This window comes from uncultured Odoribacter sp., assembly GCF_937966165.1.
GTDB lineage: Bacteria > Bacteroidota > Bacteroidia > Bacteroidales > Marinifilaceae > Culturomica.
Genome location: NZ_CALCLB010000017.1, coordinates 65,360 through 90,364 on the forward strand (window position 1 = coordinate 65,360; position 25,005 = coordinate 90,364).

General features: G+C 39.7%; 19 protein-coding genes and 2 tRNA genes. 5 read left to right on the forward strand and 16 right to left on the reverse strand.

Annotated elements, in window-relative coordinates; genetic code table 11:
- Positions 1–40: 40 nt before the first annotated feature.
- Complete coding sequence (locus tag Q0465_RS08285; protein ID WP_298614967.1) at positions 41–2,203, reverse strand: S46 family peptidase; 2,163 nt, start codon at positions 2,201–2,203, stop codon at positions 41–43.
- Between the two features lie 212 nt (positions 2,204–2,415).
- Here Q0465_RS08285 and rlmN point away from each other — a divergent pair, with 212 nt between their 5' ends.
- Both rlmN and Q0465_RS08295 read left to right on the forward strand, forming a co-directional pair.
- Entirely contained in the window at positions 2,416–3,453 is a 1,038-nt protein-coding gene (rlmN, locus tag Q0465_RS08290) for a 23S rRNA (adenine(2503)-C(2))-methyltransferase RlmN (RefSeq protein WP_298614969.1), read from the forward strand.
- A 9-nt stretch (positions 3,454–3,462) separates the two neighbouring features.
- Entirely contained in the window at positions 3,463–4,836 is a 1,374-nt protein-coding gene (locus tag Q0465_RS08295; protein WP_298614973.1) for a DNA recombination protein RmuC, read from the forward strand.
- 78 nt (positions 4,837–4,914) lie between these two features.
- On the opposite strand, the gene Q0465_RS08300 is transcribed toward Q0465_RS08295, so the two are convergent.
- Together Q0465_RS08300 and Q0465_RS08305 are read right to left on the reverse strand one after the other, a co-directional pair.
- Entirely contained in the window at positions 4,915–5,448 is a 534-nt protein-coding gene (locus Q0465_RS08300; protein WP_298614975.1) for a chromate transporter, read from the reverse strand.
- Positions 5,448–5,999: a chromate transporter gene (locus Q0465_RS08305; RefSeq protein WP_298614978.1), complete on the reverse strand. Its 552-nt coding sequence runs from the start codon at positions 5,997–5,999 to the stop codon at positions 5,448–5,450. The genes Q0465_RS08300 and Q0465_RS08305 overlap by 1 nt, the downstream gene beginning before the upstream one ends.
- A gap of 196 nt (positions 6,000–6,195) precedes the next feature.
- On the opposite strand from Q0465_RS08305, the gene Q0465_RS08310 reads away from it, so the two are divergent.
- Positions 6,196–8,313, forward strand: a complete 2,118-nt coding sequence (locus tag Q0465_RS08310) for a DUF3352 domain-containing protein (RefSeq protein ID WP_298614980.1) — start codon at positions 6,196–6,198, stop codon at positions 8,311–8,313.
- Position 8,314: 1 nt separating this feature from the next.
- Here Q0465_RS08310 and Q0465_RS08315 read toward each other — a convergent pair whose 3' ends face one another.
- The 8 genes from Q0465_RS08315 to Q0465_RS08350 all read right to left on the reverse strand — a co-directional run bounded on the left by Q0465_RS08315 (position 8,315) and on the right by Q0465_RS08350 (position 16,634).
- The gene (locus Q0465_RS08315; protein WP_298614982.1) at positions 8,315–9,559 is read right to left on the reverse strand and encodes a peptidoglycan DD-metalloendopeptidase family protein; all 1,245 of its coding nucleotides are present in this window, start codon (positions 9,557–9,559) and stop codon (positions 8,315–8,317) included.
- A gap of 13 nt (positions 9,560–9,572) precedes the next feature.
- Complete coding sequence (locus Q0465_RS08320) at positions 9,573–11,012, reverse strand: carbon starvation protein A (RefSeq protein ID WP_298614985.1); 1,440 nt, start codon at positions 11,010–11,012, stop codon at positions 9,573–9,575.
- 35 nt (positions 11,013–11,047) lie between these two features.
- A complete protein-coding gene (gene rnr / locus Q0465_RS08325; protein WP_298614987.1) occupies positions 11,048–13,282 on the reverse strand; it encodes a ribonuclease R in 2,235 nt (744 codons plus the stop codon).
- Between the two features lie 213 nt (positions 13,283–13,495).
- The gene (locus Q0465_RS08330; RefSeq protein ID WP_298614989.1) at positions 13,496–14,464 is read right to left on the reverse strand and encodes an NAD-dependent epimerase/dehydratase family protein; all 969 of its coding nucleotides are present in this window, start codon (positions 14,462–14,464) and stop codon (positions 13,496–13,498) included.
- A gap of 450 nt (positions 14,465–14,914) precedes the next feature.
- Positions 14,915–15,400 carry a ribonuclease HI gene (gene rnhA, locus Q0465_RS08335; RefSeq protein ID WP_298614991.1) on the reverse strand — a complete coding sequence of 162 codons (486 nt, stop codon included), beginning with the start codon at positions 15,398–15,400 and terminating at the stop codon, positions 14,915–14,917.
- A 236-nt stretch (positions 15,401–15,636) separates the two neighbouring features.
- A tRNA-Cys gene (locus tag Q0465_RS08340) sits at positions 15,637–15,707 on the reverse strand.
- 135 nt (positions 15,708–15,842) lie between these two features.
- Entirely contained in the window at positions 15,843–16,196 is a 354-nt protein-coding gene (gene folB, locus Q0465_RS08345; RefSeq protein WP_298614993.1) for a dihydroneopterin aldolase, read from the reverse strand.
- Positions 16,197–16,559: 363 nt separating this feature from the next.
- Positions 16,560–16,634, reverse strand: a tRNA-Val gene (locus Q0465_RS08350).
- Positions 16,635–16,963: 329 nt separating this feature from the next.
- On the opposite strand from Q0465_RS08350, the gene Q0465_RS08355 reads away from it, so the two are divergent.
- Positions 16,964–17,218, forward strand: coding sequence for a hypothetical protein (locus Q0465_RS08355; protein WP_298614996.1), 255 nt, complete (start codon positions 16,964–16,966; stop codon positions 17,216–17,218).
- Between the two features lie 50 nt (positions 17,219–17,268).
- Complete coding sequence (locus Q0465_RS08360; RefSeq protein ID WP_298614998.1) at positions 17,269–17,514, forward strand: class I lanthipeptide; 246 nt, start codon at positions 17,269–17,271, stop codon at positions 17,512–17,514.
- A 90-nt stretch (positions 17,515–17,604) separates the two neighbouring features.
- On the opposite strand, the gene Q0465_RS08365 is transcribed toward Q0465_RS08360, so the two are convergent.
- The 5 genes from Q0465_RS08365 to Q0465_RS08385 form a co-directional block, all read right to left on the reverse strand.
- Positions 17,605–18,498, reverse strand: a complete 894-nt coding sequence (locus Q0465_RS08365) for a DUF5996 family protein (protein WP_298615000.1) — start codon at positions 18,496–18,498, stop codon at positions 17,605–17,607.
- Between the two features lie 562 nt (positions 18,499–19,060).
- Positions 19,061–20,929, reverse strand: coding sequence for a fibronectin type III domain-containing protein (locus tag Q0465_RS08370; RefSeq protein WP_298615003.1), 1,869 nt, complete (start codon positions 20,927–20,929; stop codon positions 19,061–19,063).
- Positions 20,930–20,950: 21 nt separating this feature from the next.
- A complete protein-coding gene (locus tag Q0465_RS08375; RefSeq protein ID WP_298615006.1) occupies positions 20,951–22,384 on the reverse strand; it encodes a DUF4302 domain-containing protein in 1,434 nt (477 codons plus the stop codon).
- 13 nt (positions 22,385–22,397) lie between these two features.
- A complete protein-coding gene (locus tag Q0465_RS08380) occupies positions 22,398–23,318 on the reverse strand; it encodes a putative zinc-binding metallopeptidase (protein WP_298615008.1) in 921 nt (306 codons plus the stop codon).
- 26 nt (positions 23,319–23,344) lie between these two features.
- Positions 23,345–24,991 carry a RagB/SusD family nutrient uptake outer membrane protein gene (locus tag Q0465_RS08385; RefSeq protein WP_298615011.1) on the reverse strand — a complete coding sequence of 549 codons (1,647 nt, stop codon included), beginning with the start codon at positions 24,989–24,991 and terminating at the stop codon, positions 23,345–23,347.
- Positions 24,992–25,005 lie beyond the last annotated feature (14 nt).

Sequence of the window (25,005 nt, forward strand, 5' to 3'; positions counted from 1 at the left end):
ATTAATTTAAGTGTTCTATATTATAAGACTTATTATCCCCTTACTTTACTATCGTCATTTCGTCGATCAAATTTTTAGCACCAGCATATTTATCAATGATGAATAAAACATACCGCATATCCACATTGATACACCTTTGCAGGTTTTCTTCAAAATCGATATCACCGGACATCGCTTCCGAATTCCCGTCAAAAGCAGCTCCGATCAATTCTCCGTTGGCATTGATAACCGGGGAACCGGAATTACCGCCTGTAATATCATTATCTGTAATAAAACAAGTCACCAAATAATCTTGCCCGTAGGGACCGAAATCCTTGTTTTGATAAAGTTCTTTTAAACGTGACGGTACTTCAAACTCTCCTCCTTTAGGCCCTTCTTTTTCCATAACCCCTGTCAACGTGGTATAATAATCGTAAAATACAGCATCCCGGGGTTGATAACTTTTCACTTTTCCGTATGTCAGACGTAAAGTAGAATTTGCATTGGGAGCCATTCTCTGCTGAGGATCCATTTCCATCAATCCCCGTACAAATAAACGATTATTCTTAGTAATATTTTCTTTCATTTCAGAAGAATAAGCAGCTATCTTCATCAACATTTCGAAATACGCTTCACCTGCCAGGTAAGCTACATCTTTATTCAATTTTTTACAATTCGGATGAGCTATAAATTCATCAAAAGCTTCTTTACTCCTGAAAATAGAAGTATGCCGGAATTCATCAGCTAGTTTTTGATAGTTCCCTTTATATTTTTTATTGATCCGGTCTATAAAATCAGGATGCAAATCCGGGGAAACATTATCACTATACATTTTGAAAAGGGCAGCAAACAAACGGGCATCTACTTCCGGATTAAAATCTTTATAAAAAGCTTCTGACTGTTCCTTCAACGACTTGATCAGTTCTTCTTTTGTAACAACATCCGTCGCTTTATCACAAAGATCTTCCAATTCACCAGCTACTCCATAAGCGAACAAATGTGCCTCGGGACCGCCCAGGGCTTCTCTCAAATAATTCAAAGCCACATCATACTCCTGAACATCCTGATAAGCTGTTTTTAAGGTAGGCAGAACTTCTGCATACCGGGCAACACGGGCAGGATCAGCTTTTACCCAATCTGTAAAGCGATCTTCAATAGCTATTTTGTTCTCTGCCGTTTTCAGCTGTTTCAATGCTTTATTTTGTTCAAAAGAGTATTTCCAATAGTTCGCACAACTAGCGTATTTAGAAGCATATTGAATTCGGGTTTTCGGACTCTTATCCATTTCTTCTTTCATAATCTTCAATTTCTCCGTCCGGACTTTGTACCGGATATCATTTACAATATCCATTGTATTTTGCAGACTGTAACTGGTAGCAAAACGATCGGTAGAACCCGGGAAACCCATAATCATCGCAAAATCTCCATCTTCTACTCCTTTTATAGAGATAGGCAAATGATGTTTCGGTTTTAAGGGGATATTCTCTTCAGCATATTCAGCCGGTTTCCCATCCGGGCCCGTATAAATCCGGAACATGGAAAAATCACAAGTATGACGCGGCCAAACCCAGTTATCCGTATCACCTCCGAATTTCCCAAGACTCTGAGGAGGTGCTCCCACTAAACGTACATCTTTATAAATCGTATAAAGGAAAAGAAAATACTGATTTCCCTCAAACATCGGGATAAGCTGTCCGCTTAAATCGGTATTTTCGGTAGCTTCTTTTACAATTACACTACTGATGCTATCCAAGGCAATTTCTCTTTCCATAGCACTCATATCATCATTCAGTACAGCAATTACCCTTTCCGTTACGTCTTCCATACGTTCTAAAATAGAAGCAGTAACCCCGGGATTGGTTAACTCATCCTCCATTTTATAAGCCCAAAAACCATCTGACAGGTAATCGTGTTCCACAGAAGAATGTTCCTGTATAGCACTAAAACCACAATGGTGATTTGTAATCATCAATCCCTGCGAAGATACTAATTCTCCGGAACAAAAATGACGGAAAGGACGCCCGGCAAAACCCAACCCGACTATAGCATCTTTAATCCCCGGTTCGTTTATGGAATAAATATCTTCTGCACTCAATTTAAAACCCATCTTCTGCATTTCATCGATATTCTGTTGCTTCAATAAAGATAACAACCACATTCCTTCATCTGCCTTCAGGTTCGAAAAAGAAAGCAACGCAAAAATAATAATCAGTAATCTTCTCATTTTTTCTTTTTTCACTTTATTTTATATCAATTTATAACTTTAACAAGAATATAAATGCAAATATATAATTAAATCGATTTAAATCTAAGTAAGGCTTCAGAATTTTAACCTAACTTTTTATATTACGGCATTCCATTTGGACAACAACTTCTACAAAGTCCTTTTTTATCCCATGTTTTTTCCTATTTTTGTATACACAAACAAATAAACAAGTGGAAAAGAAAAACATTCGGGAGATCCCTCTGGAAGAACTGACTACATTTCTTTCAGCAAACGGAGAAAAAACATTCCGGGCAAAACAAATAACAGAATGGATCTGGCAAAAGGGAGTACAGGACTTCGAAGAAATGACAAACTTATCAAAACATATCCGGGAACTTTTGAGCACGGCTTATTACTTTGACAAGATTTTTCCAGATTGTATTCAAACAGCCAGTGACGGCACTACCAAAACAGCCTGGCTTCTAAGTGACGGTAACCGGATAGAAAGTGTACTGATTCCGGGAAATGAGAAATATACTGTCTGTGTATCTTCTCAAGCAGGCTGTCAGTTGGGTTGCCGTTTTTGTGCCACAGGCGAACTGGGTTTCAAACGGAATCTGACAGTAGGTGAAATATTCGATCAGGTTTTGAATGCTAGGAAAGAGGCGGAACACAGAAATTCCAATCTGTCGAATATTGTCTTTATGGGAATGGGAGAACCTCTTTTAAACTACGGCAATGTCCTCTCAGCAATACAGCGGATTACTTCAGAAAAGGGACTGGGAATGTCCCCTTCCCGGATTACGGTTTCTACTGCAGGAATACCGGCTAAAATCCGGCAATTAGCTGATGACGGAGTACGCTTCAACCTGGCAGTTTCCCTTCATTCTGCAAAAGAGAACGTGAGAAATCAGCTTATGCCGGTCAACCGGGCCTACCCTTTAGCTGAACTGGCAAACAGTTTAATTTATTTCGTTGAAAAGACAGGAATACGTCCTACTTTCGAATATTTATTGTTGAATAATATCAATGATTCCCTGGAAGACGCCCGGGCATTAGCAGAATATTGCCGGCAATTCCCAGTAAAAATTAATATTATCGAATACAACCCGGTAGAAGGCTCGGATTTCCGGCATTCTCCGGATAAGCAGCGGGATGCTTTTGTACGGTTTCTGGAAAACCGTAATATGGTGGTCAACCTCCGGAAAAGTAAAGGGAAGGATATTGATGCGGCCTGCGGACAATTAGCAAATAAACGAAAAGAATAATAAAAAGAAATGGCTATGAATACCTGGATTATTTTAATGCTGTTGTTAAATATTCTCCTTCTCCTCCTGTTGTTGAAAAATAGAAAAAACAATGTTTCTGAACCTTTCGACAAAATAAAAAGCGAATTAGAACGTCTGGAAAAAACGCTGAAAGAGGAATGTCATTATTTAATGGATAATCATTCAAAGGCAGCCCGGGAAAACCGGGAAGAATTGAATAAATCGCTGGGAGCATTCCGGGACGAAAACAGCCGCATCCTCCAGCACATCACACAACAAAATCTGCAAGCCCTGCAAGCCATTCACAAAACATTGGAGAATACGTTTAAAGAATTCCAAAAAATATTCACAGAAAATATCCGTTCTTTTAATGAACTTCAACGGGAAAAATTCGGGGAATTAGACAAAAAACAAGGAGAACTGTTATTATCCACAGAAAAACGTTTGGATGAAATGCGGGCCACCGTAGACGAAAAACTTCAAAAAACGTTGAATGAACGGATCGGACAATCCTTCGAACTGGTAAGTAAGCAATTGGAACATGTTCAGAAAGGATTAGGAGAAATGCAAAATCTGGCCCAGGACGTAGGCGGATTAAAAAAAGTCCTCAGCAATGTAAAAATGCGGGGATGTATAGGGGAGGTTCAATTAGAAATGCTTCTGGAACAAATCTTAGCGCCTGAACAATACGATGCCAATGTTAAAACGCGGAAAGGGTCCGATGCACTGGTCGAATTCGCCATAAAACTGCCGGGAAAAGACGATAGCGGTGAATGCGTTTATTTACCCATAGATGCCAAATTCCCGAAAGATGCTTATGAACAACTCCTGGAAGCTTACGATAACGGAGATACAAAAGAAATAGAAAATACTTCCCGAAACATGGAAATGACAATAAAAAATATGGCAAAAGATATTCACGATAAATATTTGGATCCTCCTTATACAACCGATTTTGGAATCATGTTCCTTCCTTTCGAGGCAATATATGGTGAAGTCGTACGCCGTGCCAGTTTGTTAGAACATCTTCAAAAAGAATACAAAGTGATTGTAACCGGTCCCACTACTTTAGCAGCTATCCTAAACAGTTTGCAAATGGGATTCCGTACTTTAGCCATCCAAAAACGGAGCAGCGAAGTATGGAAAGTCTTAGGAGCAGTTAAAACCGAATTCGAAAAATTTGGAGGCATGCTGGAAAAAGCACAGAAAAATATTCAGTCTGCCAATAATCAAATTGAAGAAGTAATGGGAAGACGTACCAGGGCGATTCAGCGTCATTTAAGGAATATAGAAGCTCTCCCGCCAGCGGAATCGGAATTACTTTTACCGGAAATTGACTTTCCCGAAGAAGACGTAAACGATAATCCTAAAACTGATGTTTAATCCGGCAGCCGCACTCTATCGTTCCTCCTTTACACTCCTCATTCCTTTAAACACTTGTACATTTAAACCATAAACCGTTTAATACACCAAATACCCCACGACTCCAGCTATCACAATCAAGAGGATAGGGTCTATTTTTTTCAGAGAAGCAATGAATACGGCCCCGAAAATAAGCCAGCTTCTATAATCAATAAAATTCCGTTCATTCATCAGCAAAACGGCAGCAGCGGCAATCAGTCCGATCACGACAGGTTTTAATCCCTTCAGGGCAGCGGATACATAGACATTATCCCGGAATACAAAAAAGAAACGGGCTACAAGGGTCATTAAAATAATGGAAGGCAAACTTACCGCCAGTGTACATACGGCAGCCCCCCAAACACTTCCTGTAGCTGTATATCCAATGTAAGTTGCTGTATTAAAAGCAATCGGTCCGGGAGTGGTCTGAGAGATAGCTACAATATCCGTAAAATCTGAAACACTGATCCATTGATGTGCTTCCACCACCTCGTGCTGTATAAGGGACAGCATGGCATACCCTCCTCCAAACCCAAACAACCCAATTTTAAAAAAAGAGAAGAATAAATTCAAATACAAATTCCATTCATCCATTATTTTTTCCTGTTTCTCTTTAACATATACCGGTAATAAATAATCCCCGCTATAATTGTTACCATAACGATATAGACAGGAGGTACCCCTGCAAGCCAAATCAATCCTAAAGCGACCGCAGGAATCCACAACGTTTTCCAGGTGACACCCGCTTTTTTCCCCATTCCCCACAAAGGGGCTGCAATCAAAGCCACTACGGCCGGACGAATCCCTTTAAAAACCCGTTCCACATCCGGATTATCCTTAAATTCCGTAAATACTAAAGCTATTAATAAAATAACAATAAAGGAAGGCAATATGATACCTAGACTGGTCATCAGACAACCTTTACAGCCTCTCATTTTATTTCCTACAAAAACAGCTGTATTGAGGGAAATTGGCCCTGGCACAGACTGCGCAATAGCCAACATATCTATAAATTCACCTTCCTCCAGCCAATTCTTCCGGTTCACCACCTCCTTCTGTATTAAAGGAATCATGGCATATCCTCCTCCAAACGTAAAAGCGCCGATTTTAAAAAAGGACCAAAATAACTGAAAATAAAATCTCATAACGATTCATCGATTTCCCCTGTATACGTTACTCTTCATCAGGATGATTCGGCCTGACTTTCCCCTCTCTTCTTAACATATCCGGATTTCTCCCCGAAAGACATTTTCATCCGCTTTGGCAATATCACACAAATGTAAAATATTTTCATTTCTTTCTGGGAAAAATAGTAAATTGCAACATTAAATTTTCAATTAAATGAAAAAACGGCTTTTCCTTTTTTCCTTTTCTGTCTGCATCATCGTATTCTCAATATGGTACGCAGTATTCCGCCAGTCAGGTCGTTATTCCATTGATATGGCTATCCCCCCGGATGCCCTTCTTACGATCCGGACGCCCTCTTTTCAGGAAATTTACAATAAACTCAGTCCAAATACAATCTGGCAATCTTTGAAAAAGTATCCAGCATTCGGCGATTACCAACGGAATATCGAATGGGCTGACTCTCTAGGCAAAATGCATACCAATCTCAGAAAGCTTATTTTAGACCGTCCCTTTGCCATCTCTTTGCACCTTCTGCCGGATGCCAACTGCGATCTGTTATATGTTTGCGATCTTCAAAAATTAAATGTAATCCAAAATTTTGAAACGTTTATTCCGGGACTTTTAAAAGATTATAACATTCAGATCCTTAAACAGGAAGACCGGATACAACACCTTCTTTACGGACAGACTACCTTTTATTATACGTTTAAAGATAACCTGCTCATCGGTTCTTTCCGTGAAGGACTTGTCCAAAATGCACTCAAAAGCTGTGAACAACGAAAAGGGGATAAAAAGAAACACTATAGGGATGATATTTCAGTAGATATTAATCACAAGGAATTGGGAAGATGGCTGAGTCACCTTCTGACTTCCGATTTCCCTTTCCTCAATGCCTCCTTTCTGGACAGTACTTCTCTAAATTTCCAACTGGAAAAAGAAGAAATCCTCCTCAGCGGAACCACTCATTTCCTGAACGGGAATGCTCTTTGGCCAGAAATACTGAAACATACAAAAGGAAATGTTTCAGAAATTAAAAAAATTATTCCGGATAATACAGCGGCTTATATTTCTTTTTGTTTCTCTTCTTTTCCGGACTTAAAAGACAGCCTGATTTATCACTCCCGACAAAAATATCCGGAAATTTACCAGAGCTATGAATCTTCTATACAAAAATTAAACAAGTACCTGAAAATAGATATACCCGGCTTATTCACTTCCTGGATAGGGAACGAAATCACTTTGGTCAAACCTGCATACGACGGCGAACAACAATTACAAGCCATTGTATTAGCCGTTCAATGTAAAGACCGGAACCTGGCTAAAGATCAGCTCGATTATCTGGGCGAACAAATCCGGATCCGCACCCCTATCAAGTTCAGAACGATAAATTATAACGGATATGAAATCAATTATCTCAGCTTAAAAGGATTCTTCCGTTTGTTCGCAGGAGGATTATTCGACCGGCTGGAAAAACCATATTATACTATTATTGATAATTATGTGTTATTCAGTAATTCTCCGGCAGCTTTAACCCAAATAATTAAAAAATATATTTTAAGCCAGACGCTTGAAAATAATGAAAAATATAACCGGTTAGGAGATCAGCTGAACGGTCACTCAAATTTTTATGCCTATTTAAATGCTGCCCCTATCTATCGTTACCTGTATTTATCCTTACCGGAACAATCGAAACATTCTCTGTTACAAAACAAAGGAGCTGTCCTGAGTTTTGAAAACCTGGGTTTAGAGTTTATCCAGGAAAAAGAACATTTTAAAACCAGTATCATAGCCACTTACAATGCAGATGCTCCGGAAGAGTTTGCTATAAAAGAATTGAATGAAGAATTTGAAAATCTGGCAGACGAAGTCGAATCCGGCCGGTATCACCCTGTATTGCCCGACAGTATTGTCGTAAGTACACTTACGGACTTTACCTATGAAACAGCAGACTTTACGATGAAAGGACGGCTTAAAGACGGAAATCCGAATGGTTTCTGGAATTTATACAATAAACAATCAGCATTTACCGGGCAATTCCCCTACCGTAACGGGCAACCAGACGGAATAGCCCGGCTTTTCTACAACAATCAAAAAATAAGAGCAGAAATCACCTACAATGCCGGAGAAATCCGAATCTTCCGGGAGTTCCTTCCCGACGGGACGCTTCGCACCGAATTGGAATACCGCAAAGGGAAGCGGCATGGAAATGCTAAATTCTATTATTCTACCGGTCATCTGCTCTGCGAAGGAAAATATAAAAAAGGGAAACGTTCGGGCAGCTGGTTATACTACAAAGTGACAGGAGAGATAGAAAAGAAACTTAAATTTTAAATCACAATCTGCTCAGCTGTTCCATAATAGAATCTCTTAACACATTGAACTGAGCCAGATTTTCCGGTTTTACCGGCTCTTTGGGCTGGGATTTAATGGTTAGCGGATTCACGGGACGTCCGTTTTCGAATACTCTGAAGTCCAAATGGGGGCCAGTTGCCAAACCAGTGCTCCCTACATATCCGATCACTTCTTTCTGAGCCACTTTAGACCCCACTTTTATCCCCTTTTCAAAACGGGACAAATGCATATAAGTAGTGGTATAAGTTCCATTGTGCTTAATCTTCAGATAATTTCCCCCTCCATTCGCCTGATATCCTTTTGCAATGACGGTTCCCGCCCCGATTGCATAAACGGGAGTACCGACAGGTGCGGCATAATCTACGCCATGATGCGCCCTGTATTTTTTCAGTACAGGATGGAAACGGCTATTGGAAAAACGGGATGAAATCCGGAAATAATCCAAAGGAGCTTTTAAAAAAGCGCCTTCCAGACTTTTCCCGTGCTCGTTAAAGAAAAGAATTTCCCCGTTTTGTAAAAAAGGAATCGCATAATACGAACTATCAGCATGCCGGAAAACAGCTCCGACAATATTAAAATTAGCTAATTCCTGTCCTTCAACACACTCCTGTTCATAAATCACACGGAATTCATCCTTCCGCTGCAAACCGAAAAAATCAATAGACCAACCAAATATACGGGATAATTCTACTGCCAAAAGAGGATCCGTACTGCAACTCACCATCGCATTCCACAAGGAGGATTGTACAGTTCCTTTTACTTCTTTTCGTTTCCACTCCACCGGATATTTTCCCACCGCTACCTCATAATCTTCTTTTAAACGAAAAACCACATAGGAACGGGGATCGGCTTCATAGACAAAATATTCCGGTGTTGCCAGACTGTCCTTCCGGGAAAAAAAAGCATAGGCTTGCCCTCCCTTAATCTTCCGCACGTCAAATATCCCCTTAGCACATTGCCCCAGATCGTGAATCTGCCTACTGCTTAAACCGTGCGTTCCCAGGATAGTGGAAAGACTCTGATTGCGTTTCACCACTCCATAGTCCACATCATAATCATTTACAGGAATTCCGTACTTATAAACAATCTCCTGCACTTCTGTAGAATCTGTCACATCTACTTCATCCAATGACTCTATCACCACTTCCCGCTTCGGCATAAAGATTATAACGAGCAATACCACACCCAATAAGGAAGAAAAAATCACCTGCTTCTTTTTCGTCATCACTTCTTTTTTATTATCCTTCAACTTTATAAATCAATTTCTCACTTTTTAACTTCCAGCTCAAAAACCAAATGATCGCTATCAACACACAAGCAATGCCCACGCAATAAGAAATAAAATGGGACTGATGCAATCCCTCCGGAGCGATACAAATATAAGTAGCACATACGCTTGTCATAAATAAAGCCGGAATAAAAGTCACCCAATAATTCTTCCGGGCCTTTACCAGAAAAACCGTAACCGCCCACAATGTAAATACGGCCAAAGTTTGGTTACCCCAAGCAAAATACCGCCAGATTTTATCAAATCCCTCAGCATCTTTTAAACTGTATAACAACAGACATACAGCAATAATAAACATCGGAATGCAAATATACAAACGCCTGCGGATACTTTTTTGCTCCATCTTCATAAAATCGGCAACAATCAGCCGGGCCGAACGGAAAGCAGTATCCCCGGAAGTAATCGGAGCAGCAACAACACCCAGTATGGCTAAAATTCCTCCGACAGTACCCAGCCAATTCCGGGTAATCGCGTCTACAATAACGGAAGCATTGCTCTCTGACGTCCCATTCTCATGGTAAAAGTAAGTGGCAGCAGCAGCCCAAATCAATGCTACAATTCCCTCAGTAATCATCGCTCCGTAAAATACCGGACGCCCGTATTTCTCATTGGTCATACACCGGGCCATGAGAGGAGATTGGGTAGCATGAAAACCGGAAATAGCCCCGCAGGCAATACTCACAAACATAACAGGGAAAATAGGCAATACAGCTGCATTGGGATGAATATTCTGTACCCCCTCCCACACTTCCGGTAAATCCGGGTAATATACGTACAACATCACTAAAATTCCCACTGCCATGAATAATAACGCCACAGCAAAAACCGGATAAATCTTACCGATAATTTTATCAATCGGTAATAAAGTTGCCATTATGTAATAAATAAACACAACGATTATCCAAAAAGTCACATCCATGGAATCCGGAGTCAGCTTTGCCAAAAGTCCTGCAGGACCAGCAACAAACACCGCTCCCACTAATATCATCAAGATAACGGTAAATCCCCGCATTACTTGTTTTGTGGTGAATCCCAGGTAACGACCAATAATTTCGGGCAAGCTTTCCCCTCCATGCCGCAAAGAAAGCATACCTGCCAGATAATCGTGAGTAGCACCGGCCAAAACACTCCCCAAAACAATCCAAAGGTAAGAAGCCGTCCCGAATTTAGCCCCCATAATCGCTCCGAAAATAGGCCCCAGACCTGCAATATTCAGAAATTGAATCATAAATATCTTCCAGGTAGGCAAGGGAATATAATCTACTCCGTCTGCTTTGGTAATTGCCGGTGTAAGTCGCTTTGCATCCGGTCCAAAAATCCGTTCTATATACCGTCCATACGTGAAATAACCACCAACGAGAATCAGTAAACAAATTGTAAAAGTCAACATGTCAATGAAAATTAAAAAAAGCTCCCAAAATCAATCTATTTTCTTTTTCCAGAACGTGCGCTTCCCTTTCGTTTATTTCCTTTTTTATCACTCTTATCTGCCCGCTTCATTTGTAAAGAAGATTCTTTTTCTTTACATACTAATTCGTAATCCAATTGACGGGCAACCAGATTCGCTTTTGCCACTTTCACCACTACTTTATCCCCCAATTGATATTTTCGTCCATGATGCCTTCCGACAATAGAATAGTTTTTTTCATCAAATTCGTAATAATCGTCTTCCAGCTGATTCACTGATACCAAGCCCTCACATTTTGAATCGTCCAATTCTACATAAAATCCCCATTGGGAAACACCGGAAATCGTACCTTCAAAATTCTGACCGATTTTATCGGCCATAAATTCGACCTGCTTATATTTAACAGAAGCCCGTTCAGCATTTGCAGCCAATTGTTCCCTATCTGAAGAATATTTACACCATTCTTCATATTTTTCCTGATTTACCGAACGCCCTCCATCTAAATAACGCTGCAATAAACGGTGAACCATTACATCCGGATAACGCCGGATAGGAGAAGTGAAATGAGTATAATAATCAAATGCCAGTCCGTAATGTCCAATATTCACCGTAGAATAAACAGCTTTCGCCATAGTCCGTATAGCCAGAGTCTCGATCATATTCTGTTCAGGACGGTTTTTCACCTCCTGCATTAATTTATTCATCGAAGTGGTCAAGCTTTTCCGGCTCGTCAATTTTAGCCCATATCCGAATTTAGACACAAAACTATTGAATTCCTCCAATTTATCTTCCAGCGGTTTATCGTGTACACGGTAAACAAATGTCTTCGGTTTTTGTCCGTTCTTTATCTTTCCAATACATTCTGCTACCTTTTTATTCGCCAGCAACATAAATTCCTCAATCAATTTGTTGGCTTCTTTCGATTGTTTGAAATAAACTCCCAAAGGTTTCCCCTTTTCATCGAGCTCAAATTTTACTTCCACCCGGTCAAAATCGATGGCCCCGTTTTTAAACCGCTCTTCCCTCAATTTCCGGGCCAGACCATTTAATTGCAAAATTTCTTTCCGGTAATCTCCTTCCGCACCCTCTATCATCACCTGAGCTTCTTCATAAGTAAACCGGCGCTTTGACCTGATTACTGTTTTTCCAAACCATTGATCCAACACTTGCGCATTCTGATCCAATTTAAATACAGCAGAAAAACAAAGTTTATCTTCATCAGGACGTAAAGAACATACTCCATTCGACAATTTTTCCGGCAACATGGGCACAGTCCGATCGACCAGATAGACAGAAGTACCCCGTAAATAAGCTTCTTTATCCAAAACGGTATCCGGAGACACATAATAACTCACATCCGCAATATGTATCCCCACCTCATAACAATCTTCTCCCAGTTCCCGCACGGAAAGAGCATCGTCATAATCCTTTGCATCCTTTGGATCTATAGTGAAAGTGACCACCTCCCGGAAATCCCGTCTCCGGGCAATTTCTTCTTCCGGCAACTCTAATTTTATGCGTTCGGCAGCCTTTAACACTTTAGAAGGAAAAGCTACAGGTAATTCATATTCCGCCATAATCGCATTCATCTCCGTATCGTTATCTCCAGGACGCCCCAATACCTGAATAACAGTTCCTACAGGGTTTTTCTGATTTTCAGGCCACTCTGTAATTTGTACCACCACTTTATCCCCATTTTTAGCTCCTCCCAAATGACTCAAAGGAATAAATACGTCATAAGGAAGTTGTTTTCCACTAGGCATCAGAAATGCATAGTTTTCCAAACGCTGGATAATTCCTACAAAAGTATTTTTCTTCCGTTCCAGAATTTCGACAACTTCCCCTTCCGGCCTTCTCGATTTACTCCGGGCATATACCAATATTTTTACTTTATCCCCGTTTAAGGCATGTTTCAAATTGGGGAAAGCCACAAAGATGTCTTCTTTGTACTCTTCCGAAAGGATGTAAGCAGCACCTTTCGCCGTTAATTCTACTATTCCTGTAGTATACGACCCAACAGCCTTACTCTTATAACGCCCTTTCGTCTCTTCCATCAATTCTCCTTGTTCTGCCATTTCTTCCAACACCCCGATAATCAACCGCTTCGTCTCCATATTTTTTACCTCCAGTTGCTTGGCTATCTGCTTGTAATTGCAACACAAGCCCGGATGTTTGGCGAATAATTCTCCCAAACATTTTCTCAATTCAGACTTTCCTATTACAGGTTCGCCTTTTTTCTTATTTTTCGACATAATGCAGTATAATAATGTGACCCTAAAATTAATCACAAAAAATAAAAAAAGCGGCTTTCACCGCTTTTTTTATCTGAAAAGTTTACTTTCTGTCTATCGTTCCAACTTTCCGGATATTTTTTATCTGAAAAGTTTATGTCCCTTTTTCCTTCCGGCTTTACAAATATTTTATATTTGTTCTTTTGACTTACCTTACGGAACTTGTAGACAATTCTATTTTACTAAACCGGCATCGAATTTTTCTTTCACTTTCACCAACATATCAGTCGTCATATTCTGAAGATTATACTCGGCTTTCCAACCCCATTCTTCATGCGCACAGGAATCATCCATACTATTAGGCCAACTGTCAGCAATAGCCTGCTTAACGGGATCTACCTGATAATCCATTACAAATCCGGGAATATGTTTCCGGATTTCCGCAGCAATCTGTTCCGGTTCGAAACTCATAGCGGCAATATTAAAACTATTCCGGTGTTTTAATTTCGTCGGATCAGCTTCCATCAGTTCCACTACAGCCCGCAAAGCATCCGGCATATACATCATATCCATATAAGTACCGGCTTTTACATTACAAGTGAAAGCTCCCTTACGGATAGCATCGTAATATATTTCTACAGCATAATCCGTGGTTCCTCCTCCGGGTAATGTTACATAAGAAATAAGTCCCGGGAAACGTACACTACGGGTATCAACTCCAAAGCGGTAAAAATAATAATCACTCAATAATTCCCCGGTCACTTTACAAACTCCATAAATAGTTGTGTTCGAACGCTGTAAAGTATCCTGAGGCGTTTTATCCTTCGGAGTATCTTTTCCAAAAGCCCCGATAGAACTCGGAGTAAATACGGCACAATTATTGTCTTTGGCAATATTCAGCGAATTGGTCAATGCCCCGATATTGATATTCCAGGCAAGTTCCGGATTCTTTTCTCCAGTTGCCGATAAAAGGGCCACTAAATTAAAGATGCTATCGATTCCGTATTTTCTGACAATACTAATGTACTTATCCTTATCGAGTACATTCAGTTCTTCAAAAGGTCCATCCTCTGCCAGATGTTTACACTTTTCAACACTGATATCAGCAGCAACAACATTGTTGTTTCCGTAAAGAGACCTCAGATGCGGTACTAATTCCGATCCGATCTGTCCACCTGCACCGACGATTAATATCTTTTTCATTATGATTGGGAGTTTAAAAATTCGACACAAAAATACATATTTAAATATTTCACAAAGCTAAAAATTGAAATATTTTTTCCTTAATAAGTAAAAATTTTTAATCATGATTTTCCAAAAAGCATCAAACTGACAATCAATTCTTTTTTTCCTAAAATTCCGGTTTTATTTTTCCTTGTAAATATTTTTCTCAAAATTCTAAAAAACCGGAACCGTATGTTCCCCTGTATAAAAAAACAACGAATATTATAGTTAGCCGTTTTCTTTTGTTTTCGGCTTAAAAAGCAGCTCATCCGCACTTGAATAGGTTAATATACTCTTATTGCCAATTGTCAGGCATGGCTCGTCCGTCAATTGCTTTACAGGATTACGATTTTATTCATTTACTTAATTATTCCTCTCCCCCTTTTCTATACAGGAATACCATCCAAAAATTACGGCAATAACCTCTGATCAGCTAAAGGAACTACTCTCCTTTCTTCCTTCACTTTCATAATAAAAATCCACTTGTAGATTTTCGCTTTTATAAGCCTGAACGGCCAGCTGATCACAACGTTCGTTTTCGGGGACCTCGGCATGTCCTTTTACCCAAATGAAACGAATGCGGTGTTTACGGTATACGTTTAAAAAGCGCTGCCATAAATCCGGGTTTTTTTTCCCTTTAAACCCTTTTTTCTCCCAGCCAAACAACCAGCCTTTTTCTACGGCATCCACTACATAACGGGAATCCGAATAAATGGTTACTTCTTCTCCCGTATTTTTTAACGCTTCCAAACCGATAATAACCGCCAATAATTCCATGCGATTATTGGTCGTCAGCCGAAATCCAGCCATCAACTCTTTACGGTAGGGGCCAGCCAATAAAACAACGCCCAAACCTCCCGGACCGGGATTTCCACTAGCAGCCCCATCTGTATAAATCGTAATTTGATTTCCCATAGACCTCTCTAACTCTTTTTTCCTTCCCAAAGATAAAGATAAAAACCCAAAATAACACCCGGGGACGGGGGAAGGTGTTATCAGCACGGAATATATCTAAATAACCGAATAATAATACAGCAACATTTATAAGATTAACTTAATCATTAAATAGCACCTTCCCCCGTCCCCGGGTGTTATTCTGAACAAAGAAAAGCAGCAACCACCTGGAATCAAGTGATTGCTGCTCAAAATAGAGGTCGGTAGCAGATTTGAACTGCTGTACGCGGTTTTGCAGACCGCTGCCTAACCGCTCGGCCAACCGACCCTGTTAGGTTTTGCGTTGCAAAGATAGGACGTTTTTGTTAAATACACAAAAAATTATCCGAGTTATTTAGAGAAAGAAAAAGAGAATTTTCCAATTCTTTATAAATCAATAAAATGAAGAAATAATACTCAAAAATTATTTTTCTAAAGTAACACTCGTACATTCAATTTTCCCCCCTAACGGCGGATTCATTTTGGAAATTTTTATACGGGCATACTTTAATTGGGGAAAAGTTTGGTATAAAGCATCCAAAATGCGTTGAGCGAGGTGTTCCAATAGATGGGAACGCTTCATCATTTCCGAAGCGATTATTTCATAGGCTGTCTGATAACTGAGGGCATCTCCGATCGCATCCGTCTGAGCAGCCTGTTTAGCATCATAATGCAAACAAACGTATACTCTAAATTTATTCCCGACAATTTGTTCTGCCTCAAAACAACCGTGGTAAGCAAAAAACTCCATTCCCTCTATTTCTATAATACCTCTCATTATTTATATTTTTAAACGTATTTGAACACCGGACTAAAAATACAGTATCTGAACGAATTCTCAAAATACTGTATCTCCTAAGGAAAAAAGTCTGTTAAATGAAAAAGGGCCGGAAACCGACCCCTTAACATTTACTAACTACTAACCTAAACCATACAAACTTATGAAAAACAATCTTTTTAAAAGACAGGGCAAAATTAAATGATCATTTTTTATTTACAATATCCTTATAGTTAAATAAGGTTAATTAGAATGGTGAAATTTGTTAAATATTTGATTCTATTTATAGAACTTCATAATATTTTTTAGATTCAAAATTCTAAAAGCCTAAAAAAAGAGACCTTGTAAAAGATCTCTTTAAGGTGGGCGCTGAGGGATTCGAACCCCCGACCCTCTGGGTGTAAACCAGATGCTCTGAACCAACTGAGCTAAGCGCCCGGACTATTGCCCTATTGCGGCTACAAATGTAATGCTTTTTTATTACCTACCAAAATATTGATAAAAAACTTTTTAAAGAGAAATATGAAAGGGTTTTATTTAATTACATTTTATATTTCATTTAGTTTTAATTCCATACAAATTATGGATATTAAATTACTTAATGCCCAAATTATTTATCATTTAAATCATACTTTTTAAATGAACCATATAAATTAAAAATTAATTTATAACATTATAAATAAAATTTTTAATTTATTTACAACAAATAATTATATTTGCATTCATTATTACTCATCATATTAAATATTTACATTAATCTAATCAGCATGAAAGAACTTAAATTGAAAAAAGAAATTATTACCGTTCTGAACAGAAACGCTATGCATAAACTGTTTGGAGGAAGAAACGGTGAAAACGGAGATGATGATATTAGAGAAACTTTAAATATTTGTGAAACAGACCGCTGGTGTGAATCCGGGGATTGTATAGCTACCGGAATCTGTGACGAGGATACAATAACATGTTTAAGCGCAGCAAATTGTGAAGAAACTATCCATGGCTGTGAAGATACGGATTATTAATCTATTTCTTTACAACAACAAATTAACGAAAATAATCTAACATCAATTGCATGAAAAAATTAGAATTAAAAAAAGAAATCATCATTCCTTTAAACGAAAATGCAATGATGAAGTTAAGAGGGGGAAAAGGGGATGAGGGGGAGCCAGGCCTACCCCCTAGCGAAGATCACTGTATATCTATTGACCTCTGTGATTTTTCATCTGCTTGTGTTACTACTCTTTGCGGAGATACAGCTATCTGTTCTGTGAATACAAACTGTAATCCCTATTCTTCTGAGTGTGCTGAAGAAAATTAGTATGTCGTTCTTCATCAATAACATAATTTTACACCTCTGGAAAAGAAAAACATTTTTCAGAGGTGTTTATCATTAAAATATTAATTCCTTTTACTGTTTACTCACAAAATTCAGGTTCCTCCAAGGTTGTATTTGTTGTAATGTATCAAAACCTGATTTAAAAAAACTGACAACGGCTTTTTCCGGATTGGGATAAGAGAATGCGTCTTCTAAAGCCAAGAAAAATTCTTTTTTATCCGGTTTGAAAATAGCTTTATCCGGTTGTAGCAAGGCTGTATTATCTTTTAAATCTTCAATAAACGGGTAAGGCAGGGCGTAAAAAGCAGCCTGAGGTGAACTGATATCTCCCGGCCAGAATCCGCAAGCATACATCCCTTCGTCTAAGGCTTTGTTCACAATTTTATTTCCCGAAGGGTTTGCCACTAACTCTCCGTTAAATACCATGCAACTCAGATCCATTCTTCCAAAATAATAGGCCGGATAGTGAATTTTTCCATGAAAAGGGGCTAAGTAAAGAGACATGGCTTTGTAAGCGAAAAAAAGACTTTGAAGCCATTTCCGGATTGCTATTTTATCATAGGTATGATGTTTCTCGTCTTTATCCAGATCGACAGGTTCGTAAAATTGCTGGGCTTTTACACAAAGAGGTGTAGGGGATCCCAATTGCTCCAAAGCGTTATTAAATTGTTTATAAAAATCGGCAACACTCAGCCCATCTTCCAAAGGAATATCCACCCTTTTCCCTTCCCCATTCCGGAATTCAACCTGATGTTGACGAAAATCAAAAAATACGGAGAAAGGGGAATTATCTCCCGGAATTAAACCGGTTGTCAATCCATCCGGTAATAAATAAAGCAATACATGTTCCCATTCCGGACGGGGGGCACATCTCTCGACTTTTACTTTTCCTGCCACCTGTAAAAATAAATGTATCGTATCTGCTGTATCCTGCCAATCCGGATAGTTTAAAAATGTCTTCTCCATATTTCTTGTTTTAAATGCCCGTTTCCCTCCTGACCATTTTACTCCCTCAGGATAATTGATTAAAACATTCTTTCGCCCTTCAAACAGGCTTTACGAATTGTTTCAACTTGCGTTTTATCCATTAAACTCTCTTCAGGCGAAATTGTTCCCTTCCTTAACTTTATTTAATGCACAATTACCACAAATCACTTATAACCAACGTAATGCTACAGACAATTACCATATTTTGACAAAAGGATACGTCCCTGCTATAGCGCAGTTATAATTTAAGCTTTCCATTACCAAAAGGGTAGAAAACATAGCGTTCCTGTTCAATTTTACAACCGCATTATTACAAAGCAAATGACTATTGAAACCGTGCCCGCGCGGCTACCGGCTTAGAAATACAAACCTCGTTTAACTGGAGGACATCCCTCCAAATTTATACCAATCCCAGCATTCAGTACCGGAAAAAAGCGGAAGAAAATCATATCCCTTTGCATTCTTTCAGACCGATCACATTCCTAAAAATAAAAATACTCCGGTCGAGGCCGGAGTATTTTCATGCTCACCCAAAAAGAAATCACCACCAGGGGTCGTAAACAATAATCTTTGAATTACGGTATACTTCCATACGTTTATATTTTTCAGGAGCATTTACCGGAATAATATAAAAAGCACTATTAAAGGTAGTCGAACTTTCAGTATCCCAATCTATTACGAACGGACCTTCCGTTAAATAATTCATACTGCGCTCCAAATCTTCCGTCTGCCCGTTCTTCCCGGCACTATTAATGATATTGGAAGCATTGTTATTTCCGGTATTGATAGCGTGATGTGAAACGGTATACTGATAATTTGCATCTACGGTCAGTTGAGAACGCCAGATTGCACTATAGGCTTTAGCAGAAGAATTCTCATATTCAAGAGAAGTATAAATATAAGAAAGTTCTTTGGTTTCATTTGTTCCCAAACTAATCCGATAAGCTTTCAATATCCGTTTTCCATAAGAAGTCAGAATCGGTACCAACTTATTATAAGCTTCAACCTGATCGGCGGAAGCCTTTTCGTCCAGGAAATCTGACGTCAAATTTAAAGCATTAAATAGGGGATTTTCGTCTGTGCTCGCTTCTGCTTTGAAGTAGTCGGCCACCGGTTGGCGGGTTTTAAAAGTCTCCTCTTCCCCGTAGGCAGTACCGTATTCATTCGTAACATAAGCTCTCACATAATAAGTAGTATTCGGGTTCAAAGGAAACAATTGAACGGGTTCAAATTTCAAATGCTCTCCATCCACTCCTTCTACAGCCAACTTATTTCCTGTAATCACCGGATTATGCGAAGTACTCCAACAAATACCGGCTTCGGTAATAGGCGCATTCAACAGACCGGTACTCGTTATTTCTCCTCCCGCATAAGCCCGGTGGGCTGTAATGTGAGCAGAAAGCTGTGTAGCGATAATGGCTTTATAACTCAAAGTTACTGCACTTCGAATCTCACCGAAAACCACGCCGTTTTTGTTCATGGCATACGGACGTACCTGATAAATAACCCCTTGTTCCAATCCTTCCAGTTTATAACTCTTCTCTCCGTCTCCGTCTCCTAAGGCTACTTTAGTATTTTCCAAAGTGGGAACAGCATTTTCTCCGTATACAAAACCATATTCCAGTATAGGTAAGGGAGTGCCGGAAACAGCTTTTACAGTTACCCGGAAAGATTCCCCCTGAATATCGTCTATATTTACAATTTCCACTGCCGGACCAGGAAACATTTCCGTGGTAAAATACAAAGGCTGCGCATACACTGTCCCCTGGGCATAAGAAACAAAAGCACGGCAGATGTATTCCGAATGGTCAGTCAGGCCTTCCAAGGCACATTTCAAAGCCCCCACCTTTCCTTCCACTATTACCTTTGTCGCATTTTCAAAGGTCAGTTCTTCTTCTACTGCTGTCTTTAAAGCATAAACAATCCCCCGTTCCGTAATTTCCACGCCTCCGTCTGTAAATACTTCCGCTTTCACTACCGCAGAGGTTTCTTTTACATCGCTAACGGAAATCATAGCTATAGTAGGACGTCCTTGTGCCAAAGTCATACACCATTTTTCGTCTCCGTATTGTACACCTTCACTCGTATAAGCATAAGCCCTCACATAATAGAGAGTACCTTCCTGCAAGCCGCCAATTTCACTTAAAAATTCACCTCTGCCTTTTCCGTCTGTCGTATGTTGATCTGTCACTGTCGGATGTTCCGTTGTACTCCAGCAGACCCCGCGTTCCCCGATACCTTCTCCTCCGGAAATAACTCCCCCGCATACAGCCGTAGAGTACGTAACATTTTTCAACAATCCTGTTTGTATAACCAATGGTCCTTGAATTTCATCGTCGTCTGAACAGGAAGACAAAACTCCCCAAAAACCGACTATCCATAATAGTCCTAAAAACTTTATATATTTCATAACTTATCGCTTTAATATAAATTACTGTTTCAATTGTCCTGCAATAAACAGTTTTTCCTGTTCTACCCGGAAAAGTCCGCCGATATTTCCACTCAATCCTGGAGTATTATTCTCGGCCCAATCGATTTTAAAAGTATGAGGAATAATTTTCGATTTTACCACCTGGCTCCAGTTATCGGCATCCTTATAATTAGAATATTCCAAACCGCAGAAAAAATCCGGTAATTCATACATATATTCTTCATAAAGAAATTCATTGGTAGACCCAGCCTGTTCCCGGTCGGTAAAAGTAAGGGTACCATCTTCATTTATTTCATACGGATAACGCCATTTGGCTGTAAAAGTTTTCCCACTGCTCTTATTCTCATAAGTTACTCCGAATTCCATAATTGGTTTACCGCTCAGAGCGTCCATCACAAATTTACAATACATTTCCTGAATATAGCGGTTTTTTCCGCCCAAACGTTTATAGGCGGGTGTATAGAGATCACTCATAAAAGGATCAGTCAGGGTTCCCTGCATGGTATTTGCATTCACATACAATTGACTGAATGTCTGATTGTACCCGAAATGCAGAGGATAAGGAGGTACCTTATTATCAAAAACATCATAAGTTTGTCCTCCGATTTCTACCTGATAACTTTCGCCTTTCCATTTCAATCCGTTGAAAGTCATTCCATCGAGTACAACAGGTTCAAAGAAATAAACATTGCCGGCCAAAGCATCTTGTGTAAGCGTATTAAAATCCAAATAAGAACCTACCGTTTTTTCTACCAGATTATTTTCTCCATCCATATAGGCAAAATCGGTCTTACGGGTATTGGGTTTAATCAGATATCTTGTCTTTCCTACTTCAATGACGGGAAAGCGGACAGCTTCCAGATAAGCGGCATGTTTTTCCAACACAGCCTTCAGTCCTCCTTCCGAAGCTTTTACGGCTTCTTCAGGGGTAGCCGGATCCATGCGGGCCAAACAATTATTGAAATTTCCTTTCAGATTTAATCCCCCGTTATCTTCACTGACAATCCGGAATTCAAAATCCGACCCGAAGCCTTCTCCTTTTGTTCCTCCGTTCACACCATTATCCGGATCTGCCAAAATATGCAGATAGCTATATGTTTCAAAGAGTAAAGAAGGGGCCAGTAAGGCTTTTAATTGCCAGGTAGATTCAGAAGGGACCAGGGAAGTCTCTCCCACATTGTTTAATGTAGCATCCATATCGGCTAACATAGCCACTTTTCCCTCTTCCGTAAAAGACATCCAGAATCGATAGGCTCCGTTATTTTTTGTATTTATAGCCAGGAACCATCCGTTCGGAGCAGCCAATATCGTCTGCCGGTATTCTTCTTCTGTTTTTTTCAAACGATTATCAGGATCCTCCGAAAACACATTGTCTTCCATTTTATCACATCCCAGTAATAAAACAGATAATAGCATAAATATATATTTTTTCATATCCATTCCGAATTTACAATTCATACTCTTCATTTAACACCCGGTTCAAAGCTTCCTGTACCAACGTCACCAATCCTTTTTCCCCATCATGATCATAAAAATCGATCCCCCAGATATTTTTCAAATAATTAATAACAATTGTTTCCTTTTGTCTCATTGCCTCAGCAGGATCATAAGCATATTGACCGGGGGAAGCGCTGACATACATTTCATGGGCCTTAGTGATTCTCTCTTCCCACCAGTCCTTGCCGTATACGGCAATACGGGAAATCATTTCGGCAAAATCTTCATCGGCCTCACTACAAGCATAGCGGCTGACAAATCCCAGGCCCAACGCTTCTTCTTCGTCTACATTATTCCAGGAAGAAGTATATCCGGCAGGGGTTATCTGTTTAAATTCTTCCGGGTACATAATCGTCTGATGCAAGGTATGTACAAATTCATGGTGTACTGTCTTCATAATTTCCTGAATCAGCTCTTTATCTGTCGGTGTAAACCTGTTTAAACGGAAAAGGGTAATCTTTCTTCCTCCTTCGGCTTGACCCACCGTAATTGTTCCGTCAGAATTATACATAGGACTTCCCACCAATACATACTTTTTGGGAGAATACAAGCGGATAAAATCAACCCCTGATAAAACTTCATAAGGTTCTATCCAAACATGCTTTACAATTTGCATGACCGGGATCACGACTTCTTCCTTTACCGGTACTAAAGTTTTATTTAAGTCTAATTCCGATTGATCCCATCTGTATTTTACTTCCATATTATAAGGAACCGTAAAATTCTCCATAATCCACTCATCTATTTCGTTCGGAGCATAGTCATCTCCTCCCAATCCATGCAAATACTGATCGGGGGTAAATTTTTCCTCGGAGCATCCCCAAACTGTCCAAAGCAGAGCGAGGCATATTAAATATTTTAGTTTTTTCATAATTCCGATATTAAATTGAATGAGGTTTACCATTTTTTACTGAGCAAATTTTCCCGGGGATTCAGTTCAACTCCCGACAACACAGCCGTTTCAGGGATTTCCAGTACCCAGCGGTCATCTCCCGGGTAAAGCGTATTTTCTTCTCCTGTATTTGTCCGATGCGTTACCGGTATTTTATACCTGACCAAATCCCAGTACCGAAGTCCTTCCCACATAAATTCATTCCGGCGGAAATCGAGTATACATAAAATCAGGGATTTCTTTAAATCCGACCAGGAAGCAGAACCGTAAGCATTGTATTTTTTCATAAAATGTTCTTCATTCTGGAGGGTCGTTGCGTAATACTTAATTAAGGCAGCCTCTGTAATCACATGTAAATCTTCCTTATAATTCAAAATCCGCTGACGGCAAAATACATTCAAGTCTGCGATCGCTGCTTCGTAATTATCCAGCATTGCATAAGCCTCGGCCCGGTTCAGCAAAACCTCCTCATTCCGGAAAGTAGGAAATATCGTATAGATTTTTCCTGAGCTCGCATTGATATCAGTCTTGATAAACAATTCATAAAATTTCGGGACATAATAATTTTCATCTTTATGATAGGTCCGGTAAGCCCAGCTCCCTCCTGTAACATTGGCAGCATTTTTATCCAAAGTGACTCCCAGGTCATCGGTAGTGGTTCCGTATCTCCAGGTATTGGCATAACGGGACATCCGGGATACCATTTCTGTCAGTAAAAGATTGGAGGTGTTGCTGGAAGAACCGTAAGCGATTTTAATTTCTTCAGAACCGGAAGCTGCTCCATAAGTAGTCAGCCAGGGCTGAAAATTATTCTTAGCGTATAAGGCTGCCTGATCTGTTGCGGCCACATTTTTCACTCCCTCTTCTCCGATAAACTCTACCGGCCTCGGAAACACTTTATTTGCATGAGAAATCACATTATTCCAATCCCCTTTATACAGATAAAACCGACTGGCAAAAGCGTGAGCTGCAGCTTGTGTAAAATGATACCGAGGCACTGAATAAGTGGCATCCGCACCGATTTTATCAATCGATTCAAGAATATCCTGTTCGATTTTCTCATACGTCTTAGCCACCGTCTCCCGGTCATAATGGGCTACAGCAACGGTTTCCGGTTCCGTTACATAAGGAATACCCGGAGCATTGTTTGCTCCTCCCAGTTCATAGAACTGAGCGTACAGAGAAACCAGTATAAAATGAGAAAAAGCCCGTATCATCTTCGCCTCAGCTACATAAGGAAGTTGTTCTTTGGGCATCCCCATCTTTTCAGCAGCTTTTAAGGCATGATTTACTTCCGCAATACTGAAATAAAACTTTTGCCACAGATAAGTGGGAGTATCCTGTGTATCGTCAGTTACATCCCGCCAGAAAAAAGGATCTGTATTAGAAGCGTATTCTTTATTACCGGCACCTTTATCGGTTACAAAATCCACTCTTGAATTCAAAGTTGCTGCATAAGAAGCTTTGGGATATGCATCAGCGACCAATTTAGCCAGCTTGGATGTCGAGTCGATTTCAGTTCTGTCGTCCGGCACCTCATCCAAAAAATTATTACAACCGGTCAATAAAATAAGTCCGCCGGCAATGATATTTCTGATATATTTATTCATAATTCCATCTTTTAAATGCATTTCAATTTTATTCTTTTTCATTGTAAGGCATTTCT

Excerpts from the sequence above, each read along its gene's own strand:
- rnhA (WP_298614991.1), bottom strand. The coding sequence starts at position 15,400 with ATGGGAAATCAAATTACGATTTATACAGATGGGGCTGCTAGTGGAAAT.
- Q0465_RS08310 (WP_298614980.1), top strand. The coding sequence starts at position 6,196 with ATGAAAAAACGGCTTTTCCTTTTTTCCTTTTCTGTCTGCATCATCGTA.
- Q0465_RS08360 (WP_298614998.1), top strand. The coding sequence starts at position 17,269 with ATGAAAAAATTAGAATTAAAAAAAGAAATCATCATTCCTTTAAACGAA.
- Q0465_RS08320 (WP_298614985.1), bottom strand. The coding sequence starts at position 11,012 with ATGTTGACTTTTACAATTTGTTTACTGATTCTCGTTGGTGGTTATTTC.
- Q0465_RS08285 (WP_298614967.1), bottom strand. The coding sequence starts at position 2,203 with ATGAGAAGATTACTGATTATTATTTTTGCGTTGCTTTCTTTTTCGAAC.
- Q0465_RS08375 (WP_298615006.1), bottom strand. The coding sequence starts at position 22,384 with ATGAAAAAATATATATTTATGCTATTATCTGTTTTATTACTGGGATGT.
- Q0465_RS08365 (WP_298615000.1), bottom strand. The coding sequence starts at position 18,498 with ATGGAGAAGACATTTTTAAACTATCCGGATTGGCAGGATACAGCAGAT.
- Q0465_RS08315 (WP_298614982.1), bottom strand. The coding sequence starts at position 9,559 with ATGACGAAAAAGAAGCAGGTGATTTTTTCTTCCTTATTGGGTGTGGTA.
- Q0465_RS08355 (WP_298614996.1), top strand. The coding sequence starts at position 16,964 with ATGAAAGAACTTAAATTGAAAAAAGAAATTATTACCGTTCTGAACAGA.
- Q0465_RS08305 (WP_298614978.1), bottom strand. The coding sequence starts at position 5,999 with ATGAGATTTTATTTTCAGTTATTTTGGTCCTTTTTTAAAATCGGCGCT.
- rnr (WP_298614987.1), bottom strand. The coding sequence starts at position 13,282 with ATGTCGAAAAATAAGAAAAAAGGCGAACCTGTAATAGGAAAGTCTGAA.
- Q0465_RS08300 (WP_298614975.1), bottom strand. The coding sequence starts at position 5,448 with ATGGATGAATGGAATTTGTATTTGAATTTATTCTTCTCTTTTTTTAAA.
- Q0465_RS08370 (WP_298615003.1), bottom strand. The coding sequence starts at position 20,929 with ATGAAATATATAAAGTTTTTAGGACTATTATGGATAGTCGGTTTTTGG.
- Q0465_RS08385 (WP_298615011.1), bottom strand. The coding sequence starts at position 24,991 with ATGAAAAAGAATAAAATTGAAATGCATTTAAAAGATGGAATTATGAAT.
- Q0465_RS08380 (WP_298615008.1), bottom strand. The coding sequence starts at position 23,318 with ATGAAAAAACTAAAATATTTAATATGCCTCGCTCTGCTTTGGACAGTT.
- folB (WP_298614993.1), bottom strand. The coding sequence starts at position 16,196 with ATGAGAGGTATTATAGAAATAGAGGGAATGGAGTTTTTTGCTTACCAC.
- Q0465_RS08295 (WP_298614973.1), top strand. The coding sequence starts at position 3,463 with ATGGCTATGAATACCTGGATTATTTTAATGCTGTTGTTAAATATTCTC.
- Q0465_RS08330 (WP_298614989.1), bottom strand. The coding sequence starts at position 14,464 with ATGAAAAAGATATTAATCGTCGGTGCAGGTGGACAGATCGGATCGGAA.